Raw genomic sequence first — 18,797 nt, 5'->3', positions numbered from 1 at the left:
CGCTACGCGGCCCGCCAGGACTGGGACAAGATCTCCCGCGCGCTCAAGCCGATCTGCACCGCGCCGACCGCCGACGCCGCCGAGGAACGCTTCCTGGAGTTCCAGGAGGAATGGGGCGCCAAGTATCCGGCGATCGTTCGGCTCTGGTCGAACGCCTGGGCCGAGTTCGTGCCGTTCCTGCAGTTCGACGCGGAGATCCGCCGGGTCGTCTGCACGACCAACGCGATCGAGAGCGTGAACGCCCGCATACGCAAGGCGGTCCGCGCCCGGGGGCACTTCCCGAACGAGGCTGCCGCGCTCAAGTGCGTCTACATGGCCGTCATGAGCCTGGACCCCACCGGCACCGGCCGCAAACGCTGGACCATGCGCCGGAAGCCCGCACTCCAGGCCTTCGACATCGCCTTCGACGGCCGACTCTCCATCGGCCGCCGGTAACTCACACAACACGAGATACACCAGTCGCTGGACACACCCAAGTCAGTAACTCAACGCAACCAAATCACACCATGCGTTGGACAGACCCAGCGGTGGCTGGCCCTCCGAAGGTCACGGTCACCCTAGCCCCGCCACCGGGAGCGCTGTCGATGCGCAGGTCGCCTCCGGTGGAGCGGGCCAGTCTGCGCACGATGTCCAGGCCGAGTCCGCTGGAACCGCTGGTACTGCGCCCGCGCTCGACGGCGTCCGGGGAGACGAATCCCGGTCCCTCGTCCTGGATGACGAGTGTGGCCTGGCCGTGTGCGCGGCCGATGACGTGTACAGCCATGGCGGTGCCGTCGGGGGTGTGGGTGAACACATTGCCCAGCAGGGCGTCCACCGCGGCGGCCAGTTCTTCGGGGGAGGCGTAGACGTGGCGGCCACGGCCGGTGACGGTCATCAGGCACTCGCGTTCCTGTTCCTGGGCGAGTACGGACCAGAAGGCGACCTGTTCGCGGACGACTTCGGCCAGGTCTGCGACCGCGCGTTGGTTGGGAAGGGGCCTTCGGACGCGGTCGATGACGTAGCTGACCTCTCGTTGCAGGCGCTGTGCGCTGTCGAGGAGCCGCCGGGCCTCGCGGTCGCCTCCCAGTGCCTCGGCCTGGAGGATCAGCGCGGTGACCGGGGTCCGCAGCCGGTGAGAGATGTCGGCCACCGCTTCGCGTTCGGCTTCCACCCGCGCTGCGATTCGGCCGCCGAGGGCGTTCAGTGCGACACCCAGGCGGCGTAGTTCACTGGGTCCTGCCGGGGTGACCCGTGCTTCGAGGTCTCCTTCCGCCATGCGGGCGGCGGTCTCGAGGAGTCGGTCCGAGGAGGTGACCATCCGTCGGCCCAGTCGGTCGGCAACCAGGACGGAGCAGGCGGGCAGGAGGAGCAGGGCGGCGCCGATGGCGGCCCAGAGGCGGTGCAGTTCCTGGCGCTGGGCGGCCTCGTTGATGGTGACGGCGACCAGGGCCCGTTGCTCGTGGTCGGCGGTGGTAACGACGAGTTGATAGGTTCCGTCGTCCAGGGAGCTGTGTTCCTCGGAGGGGTGGGTCTCCAGGAGCCGGTTGATGTCGGTGGTGCGTGGCATGTCGGCGCCGCGTTGGTCGCCGGAGGAGAAAAAGACGGTGGCTTGCTGGCCGTTCGCGTTCTGCAGGTCGAGTATGTGGCGCAGGTCCGGGGCGTCGGGGGAGGTGACTCCGGAGACCAGGGAGGCGAGCAGTTGGGCGTGGCCGGCGGCCTGGCGCTGGGCGTCCTGCTGGTAGGCGTGTCGTGCGTACAGCGCGAGCGGCAGGGCGAAGAGCGCGGTGCTGACCAGCGAGGTGATGAGGGCCAGGATGGCCAGCCTGGCCCTCATGCTGTGGATCCGGGACCGGGGGTGTCCGGTTCGGCGAGTTTGACTCCTACGCCGCGGACACTGTGGAGGTAGCGCGGGTGGCTGGCCCGCTCCCCCAGTCGGCGTCGTACCCAGGACAGGTGGACGTCGACGGTTTTGTCCGTGATGCCGAAGGCGTTGTCCCAGACCGCTTGGCGCAGCTCGTCCTTGCCGACGACGCGGCGGGCGTGGGAGGCCAGGTAGGCGAGCAGTTTGAACTCCTTGGGGCGCAGGTCCAGCGGGGCGCCGTCGAGGGTGGCGACGTGCGCCTCGGTGTCGACCCGCAGACCGCCGACGACCAGGACGGCTTCGGGTGCGTTGGGGGCTGCGCGGCGTAGGACTGCGCTGAGGCGGGCGTTGAGGTGCTCGAGGGAGAAGGGTTTGACGACGTAGTCGTCGGCGCCGAGGTTGAGTGCGTGGATGGTGCAGTTCTCGTCGTCGCGGGCGGTGGCGATGACGACCGGTAGGTCCGGGGCCCCGGCGCGGATCATCTTCAGGGCTTGGAGGCCGTCCATGTCGGGCAGGCCCAGGTCGAGGACGACGATGTCGGGGCCTTCCGAGACGGAGAGGCTCAGGCCGTCGATGGCGGTGGCAGCCGTGGTGACGCGGTGGCCGAGGCCGCGGAGTGAGTTCGTCAGGGCGCGGCGGATGTGGTCGTCGTCTTCGATCAGCAGCACGTGGGGCATGGGAGGGGCGCTTTCACAGGGATGCGTGCAAGGGGATGTCGCAGGCCGGATCCTCGGGGGCGGCCGTGGTCGCGGAGGATTCGTCAGGGTGTGTTTCGTGGTGGTCGGGCGGTGCGGGACGGGGCCATGACGGTTTCCATCGCTTCCAGTTCGACGCCCTTGGTCTCGCGTACGGCCCGCAGGACGAACAGGAGGGACAGGGCGGCGAAGGCGGTGTAGAGGCCGTAGGCGATGCCGAGGCCGGAGGCGGCGAGGGTGGGGAAGGAGACGGTGATGAGCCAGTTGGCGATCCACTGGGCGCCTGCGGCGAGGGCGAGGGCCAGGGCTCTGATCCGGTTGGGGAACATCTCGCCGAGCATCACCCAGACCACGGGGCCCCATGAGGCCCCGAACCCGAGGACGAAGAGGTTCGCGGCGATCAGGGCGATGAGGGCCGGTGCTCCGGCCAGGTGTGGCTGGCCGTCGATGAGGGTGGCGGTGCTGAAGACGACGGTGAGGGTCAGCAGGGCGGCGGCCATGACGGCGGAGCCCGCCACGAGGAGCGGTTTTCGGCCGATGCGGTCGATGACGGCGATCGCGATGACCGTGGTGGCGATGTTGGTGACCGAGGTGAGTACCGTGATGAGTAGGGAGTCGCTCTCGGAGAATCCGACGGCCTGCCACAGCGTGGACGAGTAGTAGAAGATGACGTTGATTCCGACGAACTGCTGCAGGACCGACAGGATGATGCCGGTCCACACCACCGGGCTCAGGGCGAGTCGGCCGCCGCACAGGTCACGCCACGTCGCATGGCGCTGGCCTTGGGCGGCCAGGGACCTGGTGATGTCGTGCAGCCGTCGGTGGGCTTCGTCGGGGCCGAGGAAGTGGGTGAGGACCTCGGTGGCCTCGGTGAGGCGGCCGCTGGCCGCCAGGTGGCGGGGGGATTCGGGGATTCGCAGCGCGAGCAGCAAGTAGACCACGCCTGGCAAGGCGGCGCTGGCGAGCATCCAGCGCCATGCCTCGGCGCCAAGGGCGAGGGGTTGCGAGGCGCCTCCGGCTGCAGCGGCGAAGAGGTAGTCGGCGAGCAGGGCCGCGAAGATGCCGAGGACGATCGCCAGCTGTTGGAGTGAGCCGAGGCGTCCGCGGAGATGGGCTGGTGATATCTCGGCGATGTAGGCGGGGGCGAGGACGGAGGCGAGGCCGATGGCCACGCCCCCGAGCAGGCGCCAGCCCGTCAACGCCCACAGGGAGGTGGCGGCGCCCGAGCCGAGCGCGGTGATCACGAACAGGGCCGCGGCGACCATCATGGCGTGCACGCGGCCGATGCGGTCGGCCAGTCGGCCTGCCGTCCAGGCTCCGGCAGCCGAGCCGAGCAGGGCGCCGGAGACGGCGAATCCGGTGGCCCAGGCGCCGGCTGCGAAGTGGTCTCGGATGGCGTTGACGCCGCCGTTGACGACGGCGGTGTCGTAGCCGAAGAGAAAACCTCCCAGGGAGGCCGCCAGTGCCGCGATGGCGGCCCTGCGTGCGGTGGCCGGGCGTGCAGCTCCCGTCGGGTGGGGGGAGGTGCTCATCGGTAGGTCTCTTTCTCGGGGGACGGGGCCGCGAGCGGGCGGTGGCGGGAGCTACGAAGATGCCTGTCCCGTCGGGTGGTTGTCCGGGCAGGGGCGGGGCAGCAGGTGATGGCCGTTGTGCCTGCGAGTCTGCGGGTCAGGTCGGCCAGGGTTCGCTGGATCCGGCGCACCGCAAGGCCGAGCGGGCGGGTGGGGTGCAGGTGGACGGAGTTGTCCGGCGCGCTGTCGGGCTTGTCATGCCCTGGGGTGTTCCGGCTGAGGAGGATCGGGGGCACGGCGGGGTTCTCCTGCTGTCGGGGCGTGGCCGGGTGGTACCGCCCGGCAGTCAAGCAGGCCTTGTCTTGGCGGATGGTTGACGCCGGGTCGGAGTGTCCGAGGGACCCTCGGATGTGCCGGCCGACCGGAGGGCACGGTATCGGCCTGTCCGTCATCCGCCGAAGAAGCCTCTCGCCAGACCCTTGAAGACCCTTCTGGCGGAGCGCTTCGGGCGGGGCGGGCGAATGGCCTGGCCCGGGAAGTGCTCCTCGATCGCGTTGTTGAATGCGTTCCGGAGTTCGGTGGAGTGGTGGGAGGCCGGCCTCGGTGAGCGGTCCACCGCGACGAGTGCGGCCCATGGGCCGGCGTCCGCAGCAGCGCCGATGTCGATGGATGTCAGCTGTGCGTCGTGGAGACTGCTCAGGAGGCGGGCGTATTCCCTCAGCCGGTCGTTGACGCTCCGTGCCAGCTCGGCGGCCTGATCTTCTCCCGGTCCGCCGTACAGGAATTCCTCCAGGTCGACCGTGATGTCGCGTCCGAGTTGGTCCGGGATGCGGTGGCCGAGCATCTGCCCGAACGCGCACAGGAATTCGTGCAATTCGAGCAATTCCGTTGCGAGCGCCTTGGCCTGCCGCTCCACGAACGGAACAGGGGAATTATCCGGGATATTCCGCCATAGCGTGTCGAGCCGCTTCCGGCACTGCCGTTCGAGCAGGCCGGCCGCCGCCACGGTGGATTTCATGCCTTTCGGACGTACACGGAATGCTTCGAGCGGAAGGCCGCCCGGGAAGCCGCTGGCCCTCTTCAGCAGCCCCTGGAATTCCTCAAGAACCTCCCCGACCCGGACCGCTCCGAGTCGGACATATTCGATGAATTCAGTGTAGCCGCCCCTGAGATCCGCGGCGACGTACGGATCCTGGAAGCATTCATCGCGTTGTGCTTGCTGCCTGCGCCGGCGTCGGGCTGTTTTCAGTGCCTGCCCTGACGCAGGTTTCCTCCTCGCCGTTCCCTTGACACCTTGGGCCGGCGCTACGGCAGTGCGCTGGGGCGCCGGATCCTGGCCGGCCGGCGAGTGAGATGCGACGGGGGGCCGTGCGGGCCGGAGCGCGGCAAGTTCGTTCGCATAGGCAGCATCTAGGGCGGCCAGGTGTCGGCGGGACTGTTCGGTGACGCGAGCACTGTAGGTCAGCGCTTCGTCAAATTTCCGAGAGATGACTTCGGCATGCTCGTAGTCATCGGTCCTCGAAAGCCAATCCAGGAAAGTCTTGAATTTTTGTATTTCATCGACCAGCTGGCCAAAGTTTCCCACCTCCCGGTACAGGCCCTTGATGGAATCTCGGAAAACCTCCCACTGTTTACGGATGACGCCGATGTCCGAGACATTGTGCGTACAGTTCCCCCACTGGTTTCCGTAGATCTCGTCGAGGGGGAACTGCTCCAGACAGGCAGGAAGGGCGGCGAACCGATAAAGGTATTCGAGGACTGCGTCCACGAGTACAGGATCGTCATTCTCGACCGCCTCCTCGGCAGCGTATGCTGCGGCATCACACGCCCAGACGGCCTGATCGATATACCACCGGAGGGAATCCCCGATTCCGCCTGCCGGAAGGCTACTGACGCACTTGCTGTACTGGGCGTCGAGAGGAGTGACGGCTTCCTTGGCGATCCGGATGAGTTCGTCGTAGTTCGCGCTGGTCATCGCGGTCGGTCTCCCGGGGTGGTCTGGTGCGGCGTGGAGCCGACGGATCAGGGCGTGAGGCGGGAGCGCAGGGCTTCCCGGACGTTGACGGTGTCGACGCCGTGGGCCGTGGTGTAGTGGGCGCGCACGACACCGGCGTCGGCCAGGGCCTGCATGCATCGCGGGCACGGCCGGGCGAGGGCGGGGCGACCCGCTCTGTCGACCCTCGCGACGTAGATGTCCGTACCACCGGTCAGGTTAGCCCGCCGCAGGCAGGCCTCTTCGGCGTGGAACGTGCTGTGGCGGTAGTCCACCCGGCCGGGGTTGCGGAACTTGTTCGGCTGGGCGACGAGTACACGGTTGCCGGACGCGAGCGCGGCGCCGACCTTGAACCGGCAGGTGGATCGCTGTGCCTGACGCATTGCGAGATTGATGAACTTCATGGTGCGGCGGGGCTTCCCCGCTTGCCTTCCAGTGCTGGGGCGGGGCGCGGGAGCCTCCGCCAGGGGTTCTCCGGGCAGTCAACCACCGTGAGTGTTAACGCATGGCTGGGCCGGTCATAGCGCAGGCTGCGGGGATCAGCCGGGTGGCTGCTCGTCACAGGCCGGTCGGGGGACGTGCGTCTCACCTCCGCCGACCTCCGCCCGAACCCCGCCAGGGCGTCGCTGAATCGGGAGGGTTGGGCCCACAAGGGCGCTGCCTTCGGGCGCCGCCCGGCATCGACCGTTCCAGCGTGAGGAACGCCCCATGGACGACCAGTTCAACATCCGCCCGCCCAAGCCGTGCTCGGCCGTGGCCGCACAAGGCCACGCGTTGGGCGCCTGGCGACTACGCCGGGATCCGCAGGCCCTCAGTCAGCTGCGCAGTGCGCTGGGGCGCAGGCTGCGTGCTCCGGACGTGCCCGGGCCTGCCGTCGACGCGACCGTCCTGGTGGCATCGGAGCTCGCGGGAAGCACCCTGGAGCAGGGTGCGGGCTGCTGCGAGGTCGTGGCCACTCGCTCGGGCGGGGAGGAGATCCTGGTGGAGGTGAGCGACACCGGTGGCGGTCCTGTGACGGTCGGGGAGGCTTCCTCCGGTGAGGTGGACGAGCCCGGTCGTGACCTGTCCCTCATCGACAGGCTCTCCAGTTCCTGGGGGGTGGACCGCAGCGGTGTGGGGACGACGGTGTGGGCCCGGATCCCCTTCGTCACACGTGACGCGGCATGACCGGCACCCCGGTCCGGCCCGCCGGCTCCCCCTCGTCCGCTCGCACTGCCGCTTCCGCGGCCGAAGACCTGCGGATGCGGATGCGGACCGAGCTGGCCGCCGCGCCGGCGGCCCCGTGCTGTGTACGCAACGAGGCCGCCGCCATGCTGTACGCCACACACCTCCTCGCGCCTTCTCCCCACGGCCCTCGGCTGCGCTGCAGGGTCACCGGCCGGCTTGCGGCGCGCAGGCTGTCCGGCCTGGTGGAACGGGAATGGTCACTGTCCTATCGGATGCTGCGTACCCCCACGGCGGGGGGCCGGCAGCAGTTCCTGATCCGCTTCGAGCACGACGGGAGAAGCCTGGCCCGCCGTTCGGGCGTGGTGACGGGGCTGGGACGAGAGGCGTGCCGTGCCGGTCTCGAGGTCGGCGCCGTCTGCTGTGCGGGCGCGGCCCTGCGCGGCGCGTTCCTGGCAGCCGGCGGGGTCCGTTTCGAACGCGGACACCCCCGGGTCTGGTTCGACTGCCGTACCGCGGCGTCGGCCGGGCAGCTCGCCGAGCTCGCTGCCCGGGTCGGCGTGACGCTGCGGGCCCTTCCGCTGCCCCACGGCGTGCGGCTGGCCGCCAGTTCCAAACGCGCCGTCTGTCGGCTGATTCGGGTGATGGGAGCCTCGGGCGCCGAAGCCGTCCTGGGCGGCAGCGGGCCCCGGCAGGCGCAGGCCGTACCGGTCGTGTGCTGACCGCCGCCCATTCCCGAAGACGTCCCGTACAGGGCGGACCTCGCCGTACGGGCGGCGTGCCCCGGCTGTGAGGCGACGTCAGCTGATCTCGCAGCCGTCCGGTCTCTTTCCACGGAGTTGAAGTTGCCTTCCTTCCCCCGCCTGTCCCGGCGCAGCCCTGCACCGTCCGAGCGGACGCCTTTGGGCGGTCTGCGCGTCCGCAACCGGCTGGCCGCTGCCACGGCCATCCCTCTCCTGGCCGCCGGTGCGCTTGCCGGGTTCAGGGTCCACGATTCTCTGGACCGTTCCGATGCCTACGCCCGGATGCGGTCCGTAGCCGAGCTCAGCCAGTCGGCGACCAAGGTGATCCAGAACATTGAGCGCGAGCGGGATCTGGCCATCGATCCGCAGGCCAGATCTGCTGCCGGTAAGGACGCGGTCGCGGAGCAGAACACTCTCACCGACCAGTCCGTTGCGGCCTTCCGTGCCGACGCTGCCGCCACGCGTTCGCCCTCCGAGCGGCTGCAACGGCAGTTCACCGCGATCGACACCGCCCTGAAGTCGCTACCTGACCTGCGCCAGGCCGCGGCCAAGGACAATCCCAACGCCACGGCTCTCAACTCCGGCTACACGGGCCTCGTGATGCCACTGCTGGGCGTCGACAACGAGCTGGGCGGGGAGCTGAACCAGTCGCACTCCAACGGCTGGGCGCTGTACACGCTGTCCCTGTCCACGACCATGGTCCACAGTGAGCGGGCGCTGCTGGCGAAAGCCGTGTCCAGCGGGGCTCTGTCCGAGGAGGTACGGGCCAGCCTGCTGTCCGCCAGTCTGATCCACGACGTCGCCGCGCAGGAGTTCCGCCAGGCGGCGGATCCTGCGGACCAGGCCCGCTACAGCCAGCTCGTCGACAGCTCGCAGGTCCGCCAGGCGGACAAGGCACTGAACGACCTGATCGCGGCACCGCGGCAGCGGCTGGCAGCCGATGCGCTGCCCGCGACCTGGTACCAGGACCTCACCGCCAAGCTCGACGGGCTGACCGCGTTGGAGACCCAGGTCAGCAAGCAGGTGGTGGCCCAGGCCTCCGCCGAACAGCAGAGCGCCCGTGAGCAGGCGATCACCGACTCGATCGCCGCCGTGCTGCTGCTCGCCGGTGCCCTGGGGGTCGCGGTCCTGGTGTCGCGGTCGCTGGCACGACGCCTGGAGCGGCTGCGGGTCGCAGCGGTCGAGGTCGCGGAGGAGCGGCTGCCCACACTCCGGGCGGCACTCGACGCCGGTTCCTTGGACCTTCTCGAGGACGAGGGCCGTTCGATGGCACCGGCCGGACGTGACGAGATCGCCGAGGTCGGCCGGGCCGTGGAGCGTCTGCACCAGGAGACGCTGCGGCTGGCGACCGGCCAGGCACGGCTTCGTGAGAATGTCAGTGCCATCTTCCGCAACCTCTCCCACCGCAACCAGAACCTGGTGCAGCGCCAGCTGATGGTGATCACGTCTCTGGAGCAGGAGGAGCAGGACGCTCAGCAGCTGGCGCGGCTGTTCCAGCTCGACCACCTGGCCACGAGGATGCGCCGTAACTGCGAGAACCTGCTCGTGCTGGCCGGTGGCGAGCTGGGGTCGCGCTCGGCGCAGCCGGTGGCGCTGCTGGACGTGGTGCGGACGGCGATGTCCGAGGTCGAGCAGTACGAGCGGATCGTGCCGCACTCGGTGCCGGCCCTTCAGGTGGCGGGGCCTGCCGTCAACGACGTGGTGCACCTGCTCGCGGAGCTGCTGGAGAACGCGGTTTCCTTCTCCAGTCCGCAGACCGAGGTTTCGGTCGGCGGTCAGCGCATGCCCGACGGGCGGGTCCTGGTGGAGATCCATGACCTGGGAATCGGGATGACGGACGAGCAGCTGGCGAGTGTCAACGCCACGTTGGCCGCCCGGCCTTCGCTGGAGGCCGATCTGCCCGAGCAGATGGGCCTCTATGTGGTGGGCACGCTCGCCCACCGGCACGGTATCGAGGTCAATCTGCGTCAGGCCCTGCCCGCCGGTGTCAGTGCCCGGGTGATGCTCCCGGTATCCGCGCTGACCTCGCAGCGTGCCGTGCCGGCCGCCGCGGCTGCGGGGGTGCGGCTCCCGGCGCGGGCTGGCGAGGAGCGGCCCGCTCCCGTCGGCCTGGTCCCGGGTTCGTTCCGGGTGCCGGGGGCCGGGCAGTACCGCAACGAGGTGCCGGGGCTGGCCGTGCCTTCGCTGGCCCCTTCGGTTCCGGAGGCGGGCGAACCACCGGCGGGCGCCGATGTCCAGGCGCTGCCGCGGCGGGTGCCGAAGGCCAATCTCATTCCCGGCAGCGTCCGGGAGCAGGCCGGTCCTGCCCCTGTCACCGGTTCCGGGTCGGCTGTTCAGCCCCGCGGCGCCGATGAGGTACGGGCTCGGCTGAGCGGTTTCCAGCAGGGCACGCACCGCGCCACCGATGCGGACCAGGACAAGGACCAGCAGGACAAGGACTCCGCCGATGACTGATCTGACCTCTGCGCGGGCTGCTCGGCCTGGCCCCGCACCTGCTGCCCCCAACCAGCTCGATTGGCTGATCGAGTCCTTCGTGACCGAGACCGCGCACGTCCAGGAGGCCGCCGTCGTCTCCTGCGACGGCGTGCTCCTGGCTCATCACAACCGCACCGGGCCGGGCCACCACGACCAGCTGGCGGCTGTGACCTGCGGTATCGCCGCGCTGGCGGAAGGCGGTGCCCAGGTGCTGCGGGCCGGGGAGGTACGGCAGACGCTGGTGGAGATGTACCACGGCAGTGTGCTGGTCAGTTCGATGCCGCCCGGAGCGCTGCTGACGGTGCTGGCCGGACCTGAATGCGATATGGCCCTGCTTGGCTACCAGAGCGCGCGACTGCTGCGCCGGGCCGGCGCCGTGCTCTCACCTGCGCTGCGGGGCGGGGCGGTCGGATCGGGCGGCTCCGTGCCGGAGCCCGTCGAGAGTTCCTGAGGTGTTGCCCGTGCTTTCCCCACCGCTGACCACGACCTCCGTCGCTGAGGAAGGCCCCGTCATGGCGTCCTCGTCCGCCCAGCCGTGGCCCGGAGAGAGCGTGCCGCTGGGCCCTCGTCCCTACGCCCTGACCCGGGGGCGCACGCAGGCTGCCCTCGATCTCCCGGTCGAGGCGCTCATCCTCGCGGAAGCGTCCGCACCGTCGGACGGCCGCCTGCGGATGCTGCCCGAACACGAGGGGATTCACCGGCTGTGCGCCGAGCCCCGTTCGATCGCCGAAGTCTCCGCGCTGCTGCACATCCCGCTCGGGGTCGCCCGGGTGCTGGTCTGTGACCTGTTGCAGGCGCGCTTGGTGACTGTCAGTCATACGGACGTCGGTCCTGACGGACGCCCTGACGCCCGCCTCCTGGAAAGGGTCCTCGGTGGACTGCGAAACCTCTGACCACACCGGCATCACGTCTGCGAAGATCATCGTGGCGGGAGGGTTCGGTGTCGGCAAGACCACGCTGATCGGGTCGGTCTCCGAGATCGAGCCGCTGCGTACCGAAGCCGTCATGACCAGTGCCACCGAGGGCCTCGATGACCTCACCCATGCGGGCGGCAAGTCCCACACCACGGTCGCGATGGACTTCGGGCGCATCACACTGGCCGATGACCTGATCCTCTATCTGTTCGGGACTCCGGGTCAGGACCGGTTCTGGTTCATGTGGGACGACCTGGTGCGTGGCGCCATCAGTGCCGTCGTGCTGGTCGACAGTCGCCGGCTGGCCGATTCGTTCGCGGCCATCGACTACTTCGAGAGCCGCGGGCTCCCGTTCGTGATCGTCCTCAACCCGTTCGACGGACGGCAGGTGCACGGCCCGGACGAGGTACGAGGGGCTCTGCAGGTCCCTGAGAGCGTCCCGGTCCTGGTAGCGGATGCCCGTCGTCGTGAGGATGTGGTCTCCGCGCTGATCTCCAGTGTGGAGCGGGCCTTCCATGCCCGTCTCCAGTACGCCTGAGCCAACTCGATGATCCCGGCTGCGGCATTGGAGACTTCGGCGTTTCACCCGTCGGATGAGCTGATCGGCGGAGTCTCGGCGGCCACGGGGCAGCCGATGCTTGCAAGGGACGCTCTTTGGCGGGGCGTCCCTCCGGGGTCCGTCGCACCTTGCGGCAGACCCTCACACCCTCGGGCCTCAGCTTGGCCTCTCACGAAGGAGCAGGTACGCAGGTGCCTCATGTGATCATCATCGAGAAGGACGATGTCGCCCGGCACACCCTGGTCCGGGCTCTGCGTGACCATGGCTACCAGGTGACCTGCGCCGACCGCGCGGCTGCGGGCATGGCAGAACTGGCGGCCCGCCCATTCGACCTGGTGGTCCTGGACCTGGACCTGCCGGACATCGAGGGCCTGCGTGCCCTGAGAATGCTGCGGGCCGTATCGGCCCTGCCGATCGTCACCGCTGTCCCCAGGAACGACGAGCGGCTGATGGCCCTCAGCCTGAACAGCGGGGCGGACGACACCGTGGGCAAGCCCTTCTCCACCGAGTTGGTGCGCGCCCGCCTCACCGCGCAACTGCGGAGGGCCCAGGCCGACCCCGGACCCGACACGATCGAGGTCGGTGACCTGCGGATAGACGCCCGGGCTCACCAGGCGACGCTGGAGGGCAGCGTGCTGACCCTGCGCCCGATGGAGTTCCGTCTGCTGGCCTATCTCGCCGAGCACGCCGGCCAGGTCGTGAGCAAGGGCGAGCTGCTGGAGCGGATCTGGGACCACGCCTCGGGTGCCACCAGCAAGACGGTCGACGTGCACCTGTGCTGGCTACGGCGCCGTCTCGGTGAGAGTGCCTCCCAGCCTCGCTACCTGCACAGTGTGCGCGGTGTCGGGGTCCGGCTGGCCGCCCCGGCGGCCTGCGCCGCCTGAGCGGCCTGCGCTGGCCGGGCAGGCCCGCCCAGGGATGGTTGTCGCCGTCACAGGTACATGCCGGTACTCACCGTCTTCCCCTGCGGAAGGAGGGCCTGGCCAGGACCACGCCGCGCGTAGAGTTCGGCCAGGGTGGACGGGCCGTCATGGCTGCCCTCCCCACCGCCGCTCCAGCGGCGTGCCTCTTCCGTGCTGAACGGCCCGACTTCCAGGCGCGCCAGACAGCGCCCTGGCCGGATGATCGCGGGATGCAGACGGTGGAGTTCCTCGTTGGTGGTCAGGATCAGCAGGACCTTGCCGCCATGGCCGAGGATGCCGTCGCTGAGGTTCAACAGGCGTGACAGGCTCTGCCCGGTCGCTTGCTTGGCGTCGGCCCGGATCAGCTCGTCGCAGTCCTCCATGACCAGTGCCCGCCATGGCAGGCCGTCGCCCTTCCTGGGCAGAGCCGCCTCCATGAGGTAACCCGATGACGTGAACAGCCGCTCCGGGTCCAGGATGTACTCGAAGCTGCACCATCGGCGCCATTCCCGGGCCAGGGCCCGGAGCGCGGTGGTCTTCCCGGTACCGGGCGGGCCGTGCATGAGAACGATCGCGCCGCGGGCCGAGTCGGGTTCCAGCGCTGCCAGTTCACCGAGCCGGGTGGCGGCCTCGCCGTTGTAGTTGCGTCGGATGTCCGCCCAGGATGGTGCGGGGACCTCCCGCCCGACCCGGACCGGGTAGCCGCTCTCGGACATGTGCCAGAACCCGACGGGAACGTTCTTCTCGTCCTGCGCGGGAGGCATTTCGCAGCCCGCCACGATACCGGTCAGTACATGCTCGGCCAGTTCTTCCCGGTCGGCCGTGACCGTGATCTCGGCCTGGTTCGTGACATGGCCGCGCAGGTGCCGGGTGCATGCCGCTGTCCAGCCCTCCCCGGTGAACAGAGCCGTTTCCACGGTGTCCGTGCGCAGGCTGCGCAGGAGCAGGCCGGTATCCGGTCGCGGGGCACGACCGTTCTTCAGACGCTTGACGGTACGGGTCCTGCAGTGGGGTTGCTCCCCCTGCAGGAAGGCTGACAGGGCTGCCGAGTTGACGACCGAGACCGCGGTCTCGCTGCCGAGCAGGTAGAGGCCGGGTGCAGCACGTTCGCCGTACGGGCGCATCGGGCCGGGGGGCGGTCCGGGGACGGGGCGGGGGGCGGGGGTGGCTGCACTCACGAGATGTCCGTCGGTCTGGTGTCCCCCGAGGGGGGCCGTGGATGGGGTGTGTCCATCGTGTTCGGGCCGGTCCCCGGGCGTCCTGGCCGGAGGTGCCGCCTTCGGGGCACCGGCCCTGCCCATCGACGGCGGGGCGTTGCCGCCCGGTGGACGTCGTGTCCCCCGACCGGCTCGTGCTGGCGGGCCGTCGCGGTGACCGGACGGGGGATCCCGGACGGCTTTGTCCACGGCGAGGGTGGAGGACAAGCCGTTGCGGCCGGGCCCCTGGGGCCACGGCCGGACCCCGACCACGAGACAGGCCCCAGCGCGATCCGGTACCACCCCGGAGCACCCGCGCACGGTGGCCGCCGGTAAGGAACCCATGAGCTCCCGCACGTCCACGTCCGAGTCCACCGCCACCGCCACCGCCACCGCCACCCGCGGCCGGTTCCGGCGCCCAGGTGCACGCACTGCGGCCTTCTGTGCACTCGCAGTGGCGGTACCCGCCGTCGGCCTGCTGGCAGCAGGTACCGCCTCGGCCGCAACCACGAGTGACGTATGGACCAACGTCGCGCAGTGCGAGTCCAGCGGCAACTGGTCGGCCAACACCGGAAACGGCTTCTACGGCGGCCTGCAGTTCACTCCCAGCACCTGGGCCGCCTACGGCGGCCTGCAGTACGCGCCGCAGGCCAACCAGGCCAGCCAGGCCCAGCAGATCGCCGTCGCCCAGAAGGTCCTGGCTGACCAGGGTCCCGGTGCCTGGCCGGTGTGCTCCGTCAACGCCGGGCTGACCTCGGCCAACGGCGGCACCGGCACGGCGGTACCCGCCCCAGCCCCGCAGACCCAGGCGCCCGCGCCTTCGGCCGCGCCGACGCCGCCGGCCCCGAGCCAGGTCCCCGTCCCCGCCCCGGTCCCGGTCCCGCCGACCAAGGCACCCGTCCCCGTCAAGCCCCCGACGCCGCGCACCCCCGTCCAGGTCCCTGTCCCGGACCGGGCCGTGCAGACCAAGACCACGCCCCGAGCCGAGAGCGTCCCCACCCGGCCGCTGCCTTACAAGAAGCACCACAAGGCGTCGTGGGACAAGCGCGCCCACGGCGACCACGGTACTCACTGCAAGCACGCCCCCGGAAAGCACCGGCACGGCCACCACACCCACGGCGCCGTTTACACAGTGCGCAGCGGTGACACGCTCAGCTCCATCGCGGCTGCGAACGGCACCACCTGGCAGGCTCTCTACCAGGCCAACGCCGCCGTCATCGGTGGGAACCCGGGCCTGATCCTGCCGGGCCAGCAGCTCTCGCTCTGATCCTCCTCCCCGCCGCGCCCGCCCGGCCTCACCTTGACAGGCCGGGCGGGCGGGCGGCCGTGAACGATCACACTCCGTTGGAGGCCCGGTGCCGTCACCGACCACGCCGTCCCACGGGAGTCCCTGGGACGAGTCGGCGTTCGCGCTGCTGGGCTTCCTGCACGCCCATCCGTGCAACGGGGTCCGCCTGCGCCGGGCCATGCTCGCCACAGGGAGGGCTCAGTGGGCCCTTGGGTACGCCCAGCTCTTTCCGCAGCTCCGTGGGCTGGAGGCCGCAGGGTTGATCGAGCCGGTCCCCGAGGGCAGGCCGAAGACCGTCTTCCGGACGACCGAGGCGGGCCGGAGGGCGCTTCTGGACTGGCTGCACCAGCCGGGCCGGCCGGGCCGGCCCGGCTGGTGCGGCACGGATGTGCCCCAGGTCGCCAAAATCCTCCTGGCCGGCCCGCTCGACCCCGAGTTCGCACTGCGCCTGGCGCATCAGCGTGGACAGGAACTGCGGGCCCTGTTGGCAGCACTCAATGAGTTCGAGGGCGGGACCGCGGACTCCGACCCGATCCTTCCACCGCGGTTGACCTCCGAGGTCACCGATGCGCTGCGGGCCGAACTTGCCGGGTACGACGGCGCAGCCGAGTACGTGGCGGGGGCCAGCCGTCAGGATCCAGGCTGATCCGACAGTCCCGTTGGGATCTTGTCCTGTGTGGTGAGCTTTCGCCGGTAGGCGTAGCGCCTGCACCAGCGGTCACCTGAAGTTCCACCCTGCGGCTGGACACTCTCCGTCTACGCCGCGAGGGTGTGACCTTGCCGGTGCCGCTGGCGGATCTCGAGTGGCGTGAGGTCGCCCCACTCGGGGTGCTTGCGCAGGCGCCTGCGGTCGTAGAAGGTCTCGATGAACGCGAAGACCTCCGCCCGGGCGGTGGCACGGTCCGGCCAGACCCGGGCGCCGATCTCCTCCTTCAGTATGGCGAAGAAGCTCTCGGCGGCGGCGTTGTCGTAACAGGATCCGACTCATCAAGAAATTGCACAGCGACTCGGCTTTGATTCGCTGCTTGCGGCTGCGATCTTGCGAAGTTCGACTGCAATATCGGCCACACCCTTCAGGTGGCCATGATCATCCGCACTCAAGCCCGCCCACCACCTACTGAACGCTGTCCGACTACCCAGAGCCTCCTCGATTTCCTTATTGACACCCAAGATTGCAGACTTTAACACGGAATGCCTGCCGACAATTTCGGCAGAACTGCTTGACTTTAGAACATGAGCATAAAGCTTATACTTTCCAGATTTCTGCAGAATTTCGATAAGCTCAAGAGCTTTACGATTTTGAACCAAGTCGTAGATGATTGGCACGATGGCCGCCTGGGATGAGGTGGGGAGGTCGTCGAGCTCCCGGAAGATCGCGCAATAATTGCCACCCTTGGCCATTGCGCGATATCGCATGCCGATCTCTTCCAAGCATTCGGAGAGCTCGCCGAAGTTTCCGATTAGCCGATCTCCGTCGGCCTGGAATACGGCTTTCGATCCCGAATCAGGGTCCGACTTTTCGGTGGCCAGGCGCCCCCAGACAGGAGCCCTGAACATGCCGCTGCGGCAGGCAGTAAGGTAGATTGTCTCGCCGTGCGCGGCCTCTGCCAGCCGTGGCAGAGCCCCATCGCAGGTATGAATCTGGGTACAGTCGGTCGGCGTCTTGCACAGTGGCATGGCTTCGGGAACCCAGGAGCCGCCGACTGTCTGGACCTCAACGCCGTCCCCCACGACCTGCTGGGTCAATTGCAGTTCCTCGAGAGTGTGGGGGTCGAGCCAGAGGTTGTCCATCTCGTCGCCGGCGCGTAGAGGGTCGGGCCGCTCGGGATCCCGATGCATCACTAACAGTTCCTCCAGAGATGGAAGCATCGTCGGCCTGAACGTTGCATACCCCTCTGGAACGAGCATCTGCAAGACAGCTTTATCGGGGATCCTGACCGACCCTAAATGCTTTGTTCCATGAGAGGAAAAAACGATTGCCATCGCAAGCCTCCTTGCCTTTCTGGGAAAAATATTTAGCAGATATGGACTTGAGCCGGTGCGCGTTGACTCTCCGGAAAAAAGCCAGAGCTCTCCTCTCATTTCACCACCCTCACGCTTCCACTGGAAGCCCGATAAGGAAGACCTTAAGGAAACCATGGAGCCCATATTGACCCGAAACGGTAAGGTTCCCGACTCGTTGATCCGAGCGTGACGGGTCTGGTTGGGGACGCGCGGCGGTTGTCGCCGGACGCACAGGAGGCCTTGCGGCAGGGGCGTTTCAAAGTCCCGGTGATCATGTGAGTCTGCAGGTCGCGGTGGTAAGAGGAGTCCGGGCCTGGCCGTCACGAACGCAACGAAGCTCCGGTTGGACGGGGTGACCTTCCCAAGTCGCCCTGAACCACCGGAGCTTCGATGTGCCGCCGGTCTGCCGCCGTCTGCCTGGCCAAGTCGCCCGCTCTGGAGGGTATGGCGGGATTGCCGCTGGTGGAGCGGTTGCGGGTGCTGCCGGATCCGCGTGGGCGGCGCGGTGTGCGTCACCCGTTCGTGGCGGTGCTGATGGTTGCCGCCTCGGCGGTGGTCGCCGGTGCACGCTCGTATGCGGCCATCGGCCAGTGGTCCGCGAACGCTCCGCAGCACGCCCTGGCCCGGCTGGGTGCCCGCACGGCGGGGGCATTGAGCCTTTTCAGAGCGGCCACCGATCGGGTGACGGGGCCAAGGTCGCCTCCGGCATGCCGACCGCGATCCTGCAGGCCCGGGTAGCCGTCAACGCCGGACGACGTCTCACCCTGCCGAGCAGGGTTGAAAGAGCTCAGTGAGCCTCTTTCATCCTGAGTTTTCGCTGGTCGCAGGGCTGTGGATCATGAGGGTGTGGACGGCGGCGATCAGGCGGCTGATGCGGTTGGTCGAGCAGCGGGCTTTGCCGAAGGCCTTCCAGGCCTTCAGCTGGGCGAAGGCGCGTTCGCCGGGTGCTCGGAGTCGGGCGTGGTCGCGGTTGTACTGCTGGTAGTGGTCGGGGAGTTCGTGGTGGTTGTAGTACGGGGTGCGGAAGGTTGCGCCGGCGCCCCGGTAGGCCCGGTCCGCCAGGACGAGGACCTCGCGGGTCAGGCAGGCCCGGACGATTCCGTGGGGGCGCGGGCCGCGGTCAGGTCGTGTGTGCGGCCCGGCAGGGCGCGGGAGAAGCACCGGGGTGTGCCGTCGGGTGCGGCGACGACCTGCACGTCCATCCCGTGCTTGCGGTGCTTTTGCGAGTGGTACGGCTCGTCCGCCTTGGGGCGTTTCCCCGTCGTCGTGGACACCCTGATCATTGGATCGTGAGGATCCATAGGACAGGAGTTCCCGTTGGGGACGTCGAAGTACAGCCCTGAGTTCAGGGCCGATGCCGTCGCGCTGTACCACGCCAGTCCGGGTGGTACGTACGCGTCGGTGGCCAAGGACGTGGGTGTCAACCACGAGACGTTGCGGATCTGGGTGCGCGACGCGGAGGCGGCTGCCCGGCCCGGGGCCGGTGAGGCGAGTGCGATGGAGAAGGAGAACC

19 protein-coding genes and 1 pseudogene are annotated in these 18,797 nt (G+C 69.0%); 12 read left to right on the top strand and 8 right to left on the bottom strand.

The genetic code is table 11. The features are described 5' to 3' along the window. Positions 1-435 (top strand): transposase (locus tag AC2TEW_RS36470; RefSeq protein ID WP_484627557.1); only part of this gene is annotated, 435 nt, incomplete at its 5' end. 64 nt (positions 436-499) lie between these two features. On the opposite strand, the gene AC2TEW_RS36465 is transcribed toward AC2TEW_RS36470, so the two are convergent. From AC2TEW_RS36465 to AC2TEW_RS36445, 5 genes are all read right to left on the bottom strand, one after another. Further along, on the bottom strand, positions 500-1,813 hold the full coding sequence (locus tag AC2TEW_RS36465) for a sensor histidine kinase (protein WP_484627556.1): 1,314 nt from the start codon (positions 1,811-1,813) through the stop codon (positions 500-502). Continuing rightward, positions 1,810-2,517 carry a response regulator transcription factor gene (locus AC2TEW_RS36460; RefSeq protein WP_484627555.1) on the bottom strand — a complete coding sequence of 236 codons (708 nt, stop codon included), beginning with the start codon at positions 2,515-2,517 and terminating at the stop codon, positions 1,810-1,812. The genes AC2TEW_RS36465 and AC2TEW_RS36460 overlap by 4 nt, the downstream gene beginning before the upstream one ends. 83 nt (positions 2,518-2,600) lie before the next feature. Then, a complete protein-coding gene (locus AC2TEW_RS36455; RefSeq protein WP_484627554.1) occupies positions 2,601-4,067 on the bottom strand; it encodes a sugar porter family MFS transporter in 1,467 nt (488 codons plus the stop codon). A gap of 427 nt (positions 4,068-4,494) precedes the next feature. Further along, complete coding sequence (locus AC2TEW_RS36450) at positions 4,495-6,021, bottom strand: hypothetical protein (RefSeq protein ID WP_484627553.1); 1,527 nt, start codon at positions 6,019-6,021, stop codon at positions 4,495-4,497. Between the two features lie 47 nt (positions 6,022-6,068). After that, positions 6,069-6,443, bottom strand: coding sequence for a cytidine/deoxycytidylate deaminase family protein (locus AC2TEW_RS36445; RefSeq protein ID WP_484627552.1), 375 nt, complete (start codon positions 6,441-6,443; stop codon positions 6,069-6,071). A gap of 304 nt (positions 6,444-6,747) precedes the next feature. Here AC2TEW_RS36445 and AC2TEW_RS36440 point away from each other — a divergent pair, with 304 nt between their 5' ends. From AC2TEW_RS36440 to AC2TEW_RS36410, 7 genes are all read left to right on the top strand, one after another. Beyond that, positions 6,748-7,206 (top strand): ATP-binding protein, encoded by a 459-nt coding sequence (locus AC2TEW_RS36440; RefSeq protein WP_484627551.1) that lies wholly within the window; start codon positions 6,748-6,750, stop codon positions 7,204-7,206. Beyond that, positions 7,203-7,925 carry a hypothetical protein gene (locus AC2TEW_RS36435; RefSeq protein ID WP_484627550.1) on the top strand — a complete coding sequence of 241 codons (723 nt, stop codon included), beginning with the start codon at positions 7,203-7,205 and terminating at the stop codon, positions 7,923-7,925. Before AC2TEW_RS36440 ends, AC2TEW_RS36435 begins: the two co-directional genes overlap by 4 nt. Before the next feature lie 123 nt (positions 7,926-8,048). Then, on the top strand, positions 8,049-10,400 hold the full coding sequence (locus AC2TEW_RS36430) for a sensor histidine kinase (RefSeq protein WP_484627549.1): 2,352 nt from the start codon (positions 8,049-8,051) through the stop codon (positions 10,398-10,400). Next, entirely contained in the window at positions 10,393-10,872 is a 480-nt protein-coding gene (locus tag AC2TEW_RS36425) for a roadblock/LC7 domain-containing protein (protein WP_484627548.1), read from the top strand. Before AC2TEW_RS36430 ends, AC2TEW_RS36425 begins: the two co-directional genes overlap by 8 nt. Positions 10,873-10,933: 61 nt before the next feature. Continuing rightward, positions 10,934-11,314, top strand: coding sequence for a DUF742 domain-containing protein (locus AC2TEW_RS36420; RefSeq protein ID WP_484627547.1), 381 nt, complete (start codon positions 10,934-10,936; stop codon positions 11,312-11,314). Continuing rightward, on the top strand, positions 11,295-11,873 hold the full coding sequence (locus tag AC2TEW_RS36415; protein WP_484627546.1) for a GTP-binding protein: 579 nt from the start codon (positions 11,295-11,297) through the stop codon (positions 11,871-11,873). The genes AC2TEW_RS36420 and AC2TEW_RS36415 overlap by 20 nt, the downstream gene beginning before the upstream one ends. 212 nt (positions 11,874-12,085) lie before the next feature. Then, the gene (locus AC2TEW_RS36410; RefSeq protein WP_484627545.1) at positions 12,086-12,778 is read left to right on the top strand and encodes a response regulator transcription factor; all 693 of its coding nucleotides are present in this window, start codon (positions 12,086-12,088) and stop codon (positions 12,776-12,778) included. Between the two features lie 47 nt (positions 12,779-12,825). On the opposite strand, the gene AC2TEW_RS36405 is transcribed toward AC2TEW_RS36410, so the two are convergent. Next, positions 12,826-13,974, bottom strand: coding sequence for a DUF5925 domain-containing protein (locus AC2TEW_RS36405; protein WP_484627544.1), 1,149 nt, complete (start codon positions 13,972-13,974; stop codon positions 12,826-12,828). Positions 13,975-14,335: 361 nt separating this feature from the next. On the opposite strand from AC2TEW_RS36405, the gene AC2TEW_RS36400 reads away from it, so the two are divergent. After that, positions 14,336-15,259 carry a transglycosylase family protein gene (locus tag AC2TEW_RS36400; protein WP_484627543.1) on the top strand — a complete coding sequence of 308 codons (924 nt, stop codon included), beginning with the start codon at positions 14,336-14,338 and terminating at the stop codon, positions 15,257-15,259. Between the two features lie 88 nt (positions 15,260-15,347). Next, positions 15,348-15,926, top strand: coding sequence for a PadR family transcriptional regulator (locus tag AC2TEW_RS36395; RefSeq protein ID WP_484627542.1), 579 nt, complete (start codon positions 15,348-15,350; stop codon positions 15,924-15,926). 341 nt (positions 15,927-16,267) lie between these two features. Here AC2TEW_RS36395 and AC2TEW_RS36390 read toward each other — a convergent pair whose 3' ends face one another. Next, a complete protein-coding gene (locus tag AC2TEW_RS36390; RefSeq protein WP_484627541.1) occupies positions 16,268-17,263 on the bottom strand; it encodes a hypothetical protein in 996 nt (331 codons plus the stop codon). 411 nt (positions 17,264-17,674) lie between these two features. Between AC2TEW_RS36390 and AC2TEW_RS36385 the strand changes: the two genes are divergently transcribed. Next, the gene (locus tag AC2TEW_RS36385) at positions 17,675-18,022 is read left to right on the top strand and encodes a transposase family protein (RefSeq protein ID WP_484627540.1); all 348 of its coding nucleotides are present in this window, start codon (positions 17,675-17,677) and stop codon (positions 18,020-18,022) included. A gap of 63 nt (positions 18,023-18,085) precedes the next feature. Here the strand turns inward: AC2TEW_RS36385 and AC2TEW_RS36380 are convergent. Beyond that, positions 18,086-18,537: pseudogene (locus AC2TEW_RS36380) on the bottom strand (transposase family protein); the annotation flags it as partial. Between the two features lie 64 nt (positions 18,538-18,601). Between AC2TEW_RS36380 and AC2TEW_RS36375 the strand changes: the two are divergent. Further along, positions 18,602-18,797 (top strand): transposase (locus AC2TEW_RS36375; protein WP_484627539.1); only part of this gene is annotated, 196 nt, incomplete at its 3' end.

The sequence above is a fragment of the Kitasatospora sp. NEAU-CNBT7 genome, assembly GCF_057220535.1.
Note: the sequence above shows the minus strand (reverse complement) of the source record. Positions and strands in the feature narration are given on the sequence as shown.

Coding starts and splice junctions, on each gene's coding strand:
- AC2TEW_RS36465 (WP_484627556.1), bottom strand. CDS start 1,813: ATGAGGGCCAGGCTGGCCATCCTGGCCCTCATCACCTCGCTGGTCAGC.
- AC2TEW_RS36460 (WP_484627555.1), bottom strand. CDS start 2,517: ATGCCCCACGTGCTGCTGATCGAAGACGACGACCACATCCGCCGCGCC.
- AC2TEW_RS36455 (WP_484627554.1), bottom strand. CDS start 4,067: ATGAGCACCTCCCCCCACCCGACGGGAGCTGCACGCCCGGCCACCGCA.
- AC2TEW_RS36450 (WP_484627553.1), bottom strand. CDS start 6,021: ATGACCAGCGCGAACTACGACGAACTCATCCGGATCGCCAAGGAAGCC.
- AC2TEW_RS36445 (WP_484627552.1), bottom strand. CDS start 6,443: ATGAAGTTCATCAATCTCGCAATGCGTCAGGCACAGCGATCCACCTGC.
- AC2TEW_RS36440 (WP_484627551.1), top strand. CDS start 6,748: ATGGACGACCAGTTCAACATCCGCCCGCCCAAGCCGTGCTCGGCCGTG.
- AC2TEW_RS36435 (WP_484627550.1), top strand. CDS start 7,203: ATGACCGGCACCCCGGTCCGGCCCGCCGGCTCCCCCTCGTCCGCTCGC.
- AC2TEW_RS36425 (WP_484627548.1), top strand. CDS start 10,393: ATGACTGATCTGACCTCTGCGCGGGCTGCTCGGCCTGGCCCCGCACCT.
- AC2TEW_RS36420 (WP_484627547.1), top strand. CDS start 10,934: ATGGCGTCCTCGTCCGCCCAGCCGTGGCCCGGAGAGAGCGTGCCGCTG.
- AC2TEW_RS36400 (WP_484627543.1), top strand. CDS start 14,336: ATGAGCTCCCGCACGTCCACGTCCGAGTCCACCGCCACCGCCACCGCC.
- AC2TEW_RS36390 (WP_484627541.1), bottom strand. CDS start 17,263: ATGGCAATCGTTTTTTCCTCTCATGGAACAAAGCATTTAGGGTCGGTC.
- AC2TEW_RS36385 (WP_484627540.1), top strand. CDS start 17,675: ATGTGCCGCCGGTCTGCCGCCGTCTGCCTGGCCAAGTCGCCCGCTCTG.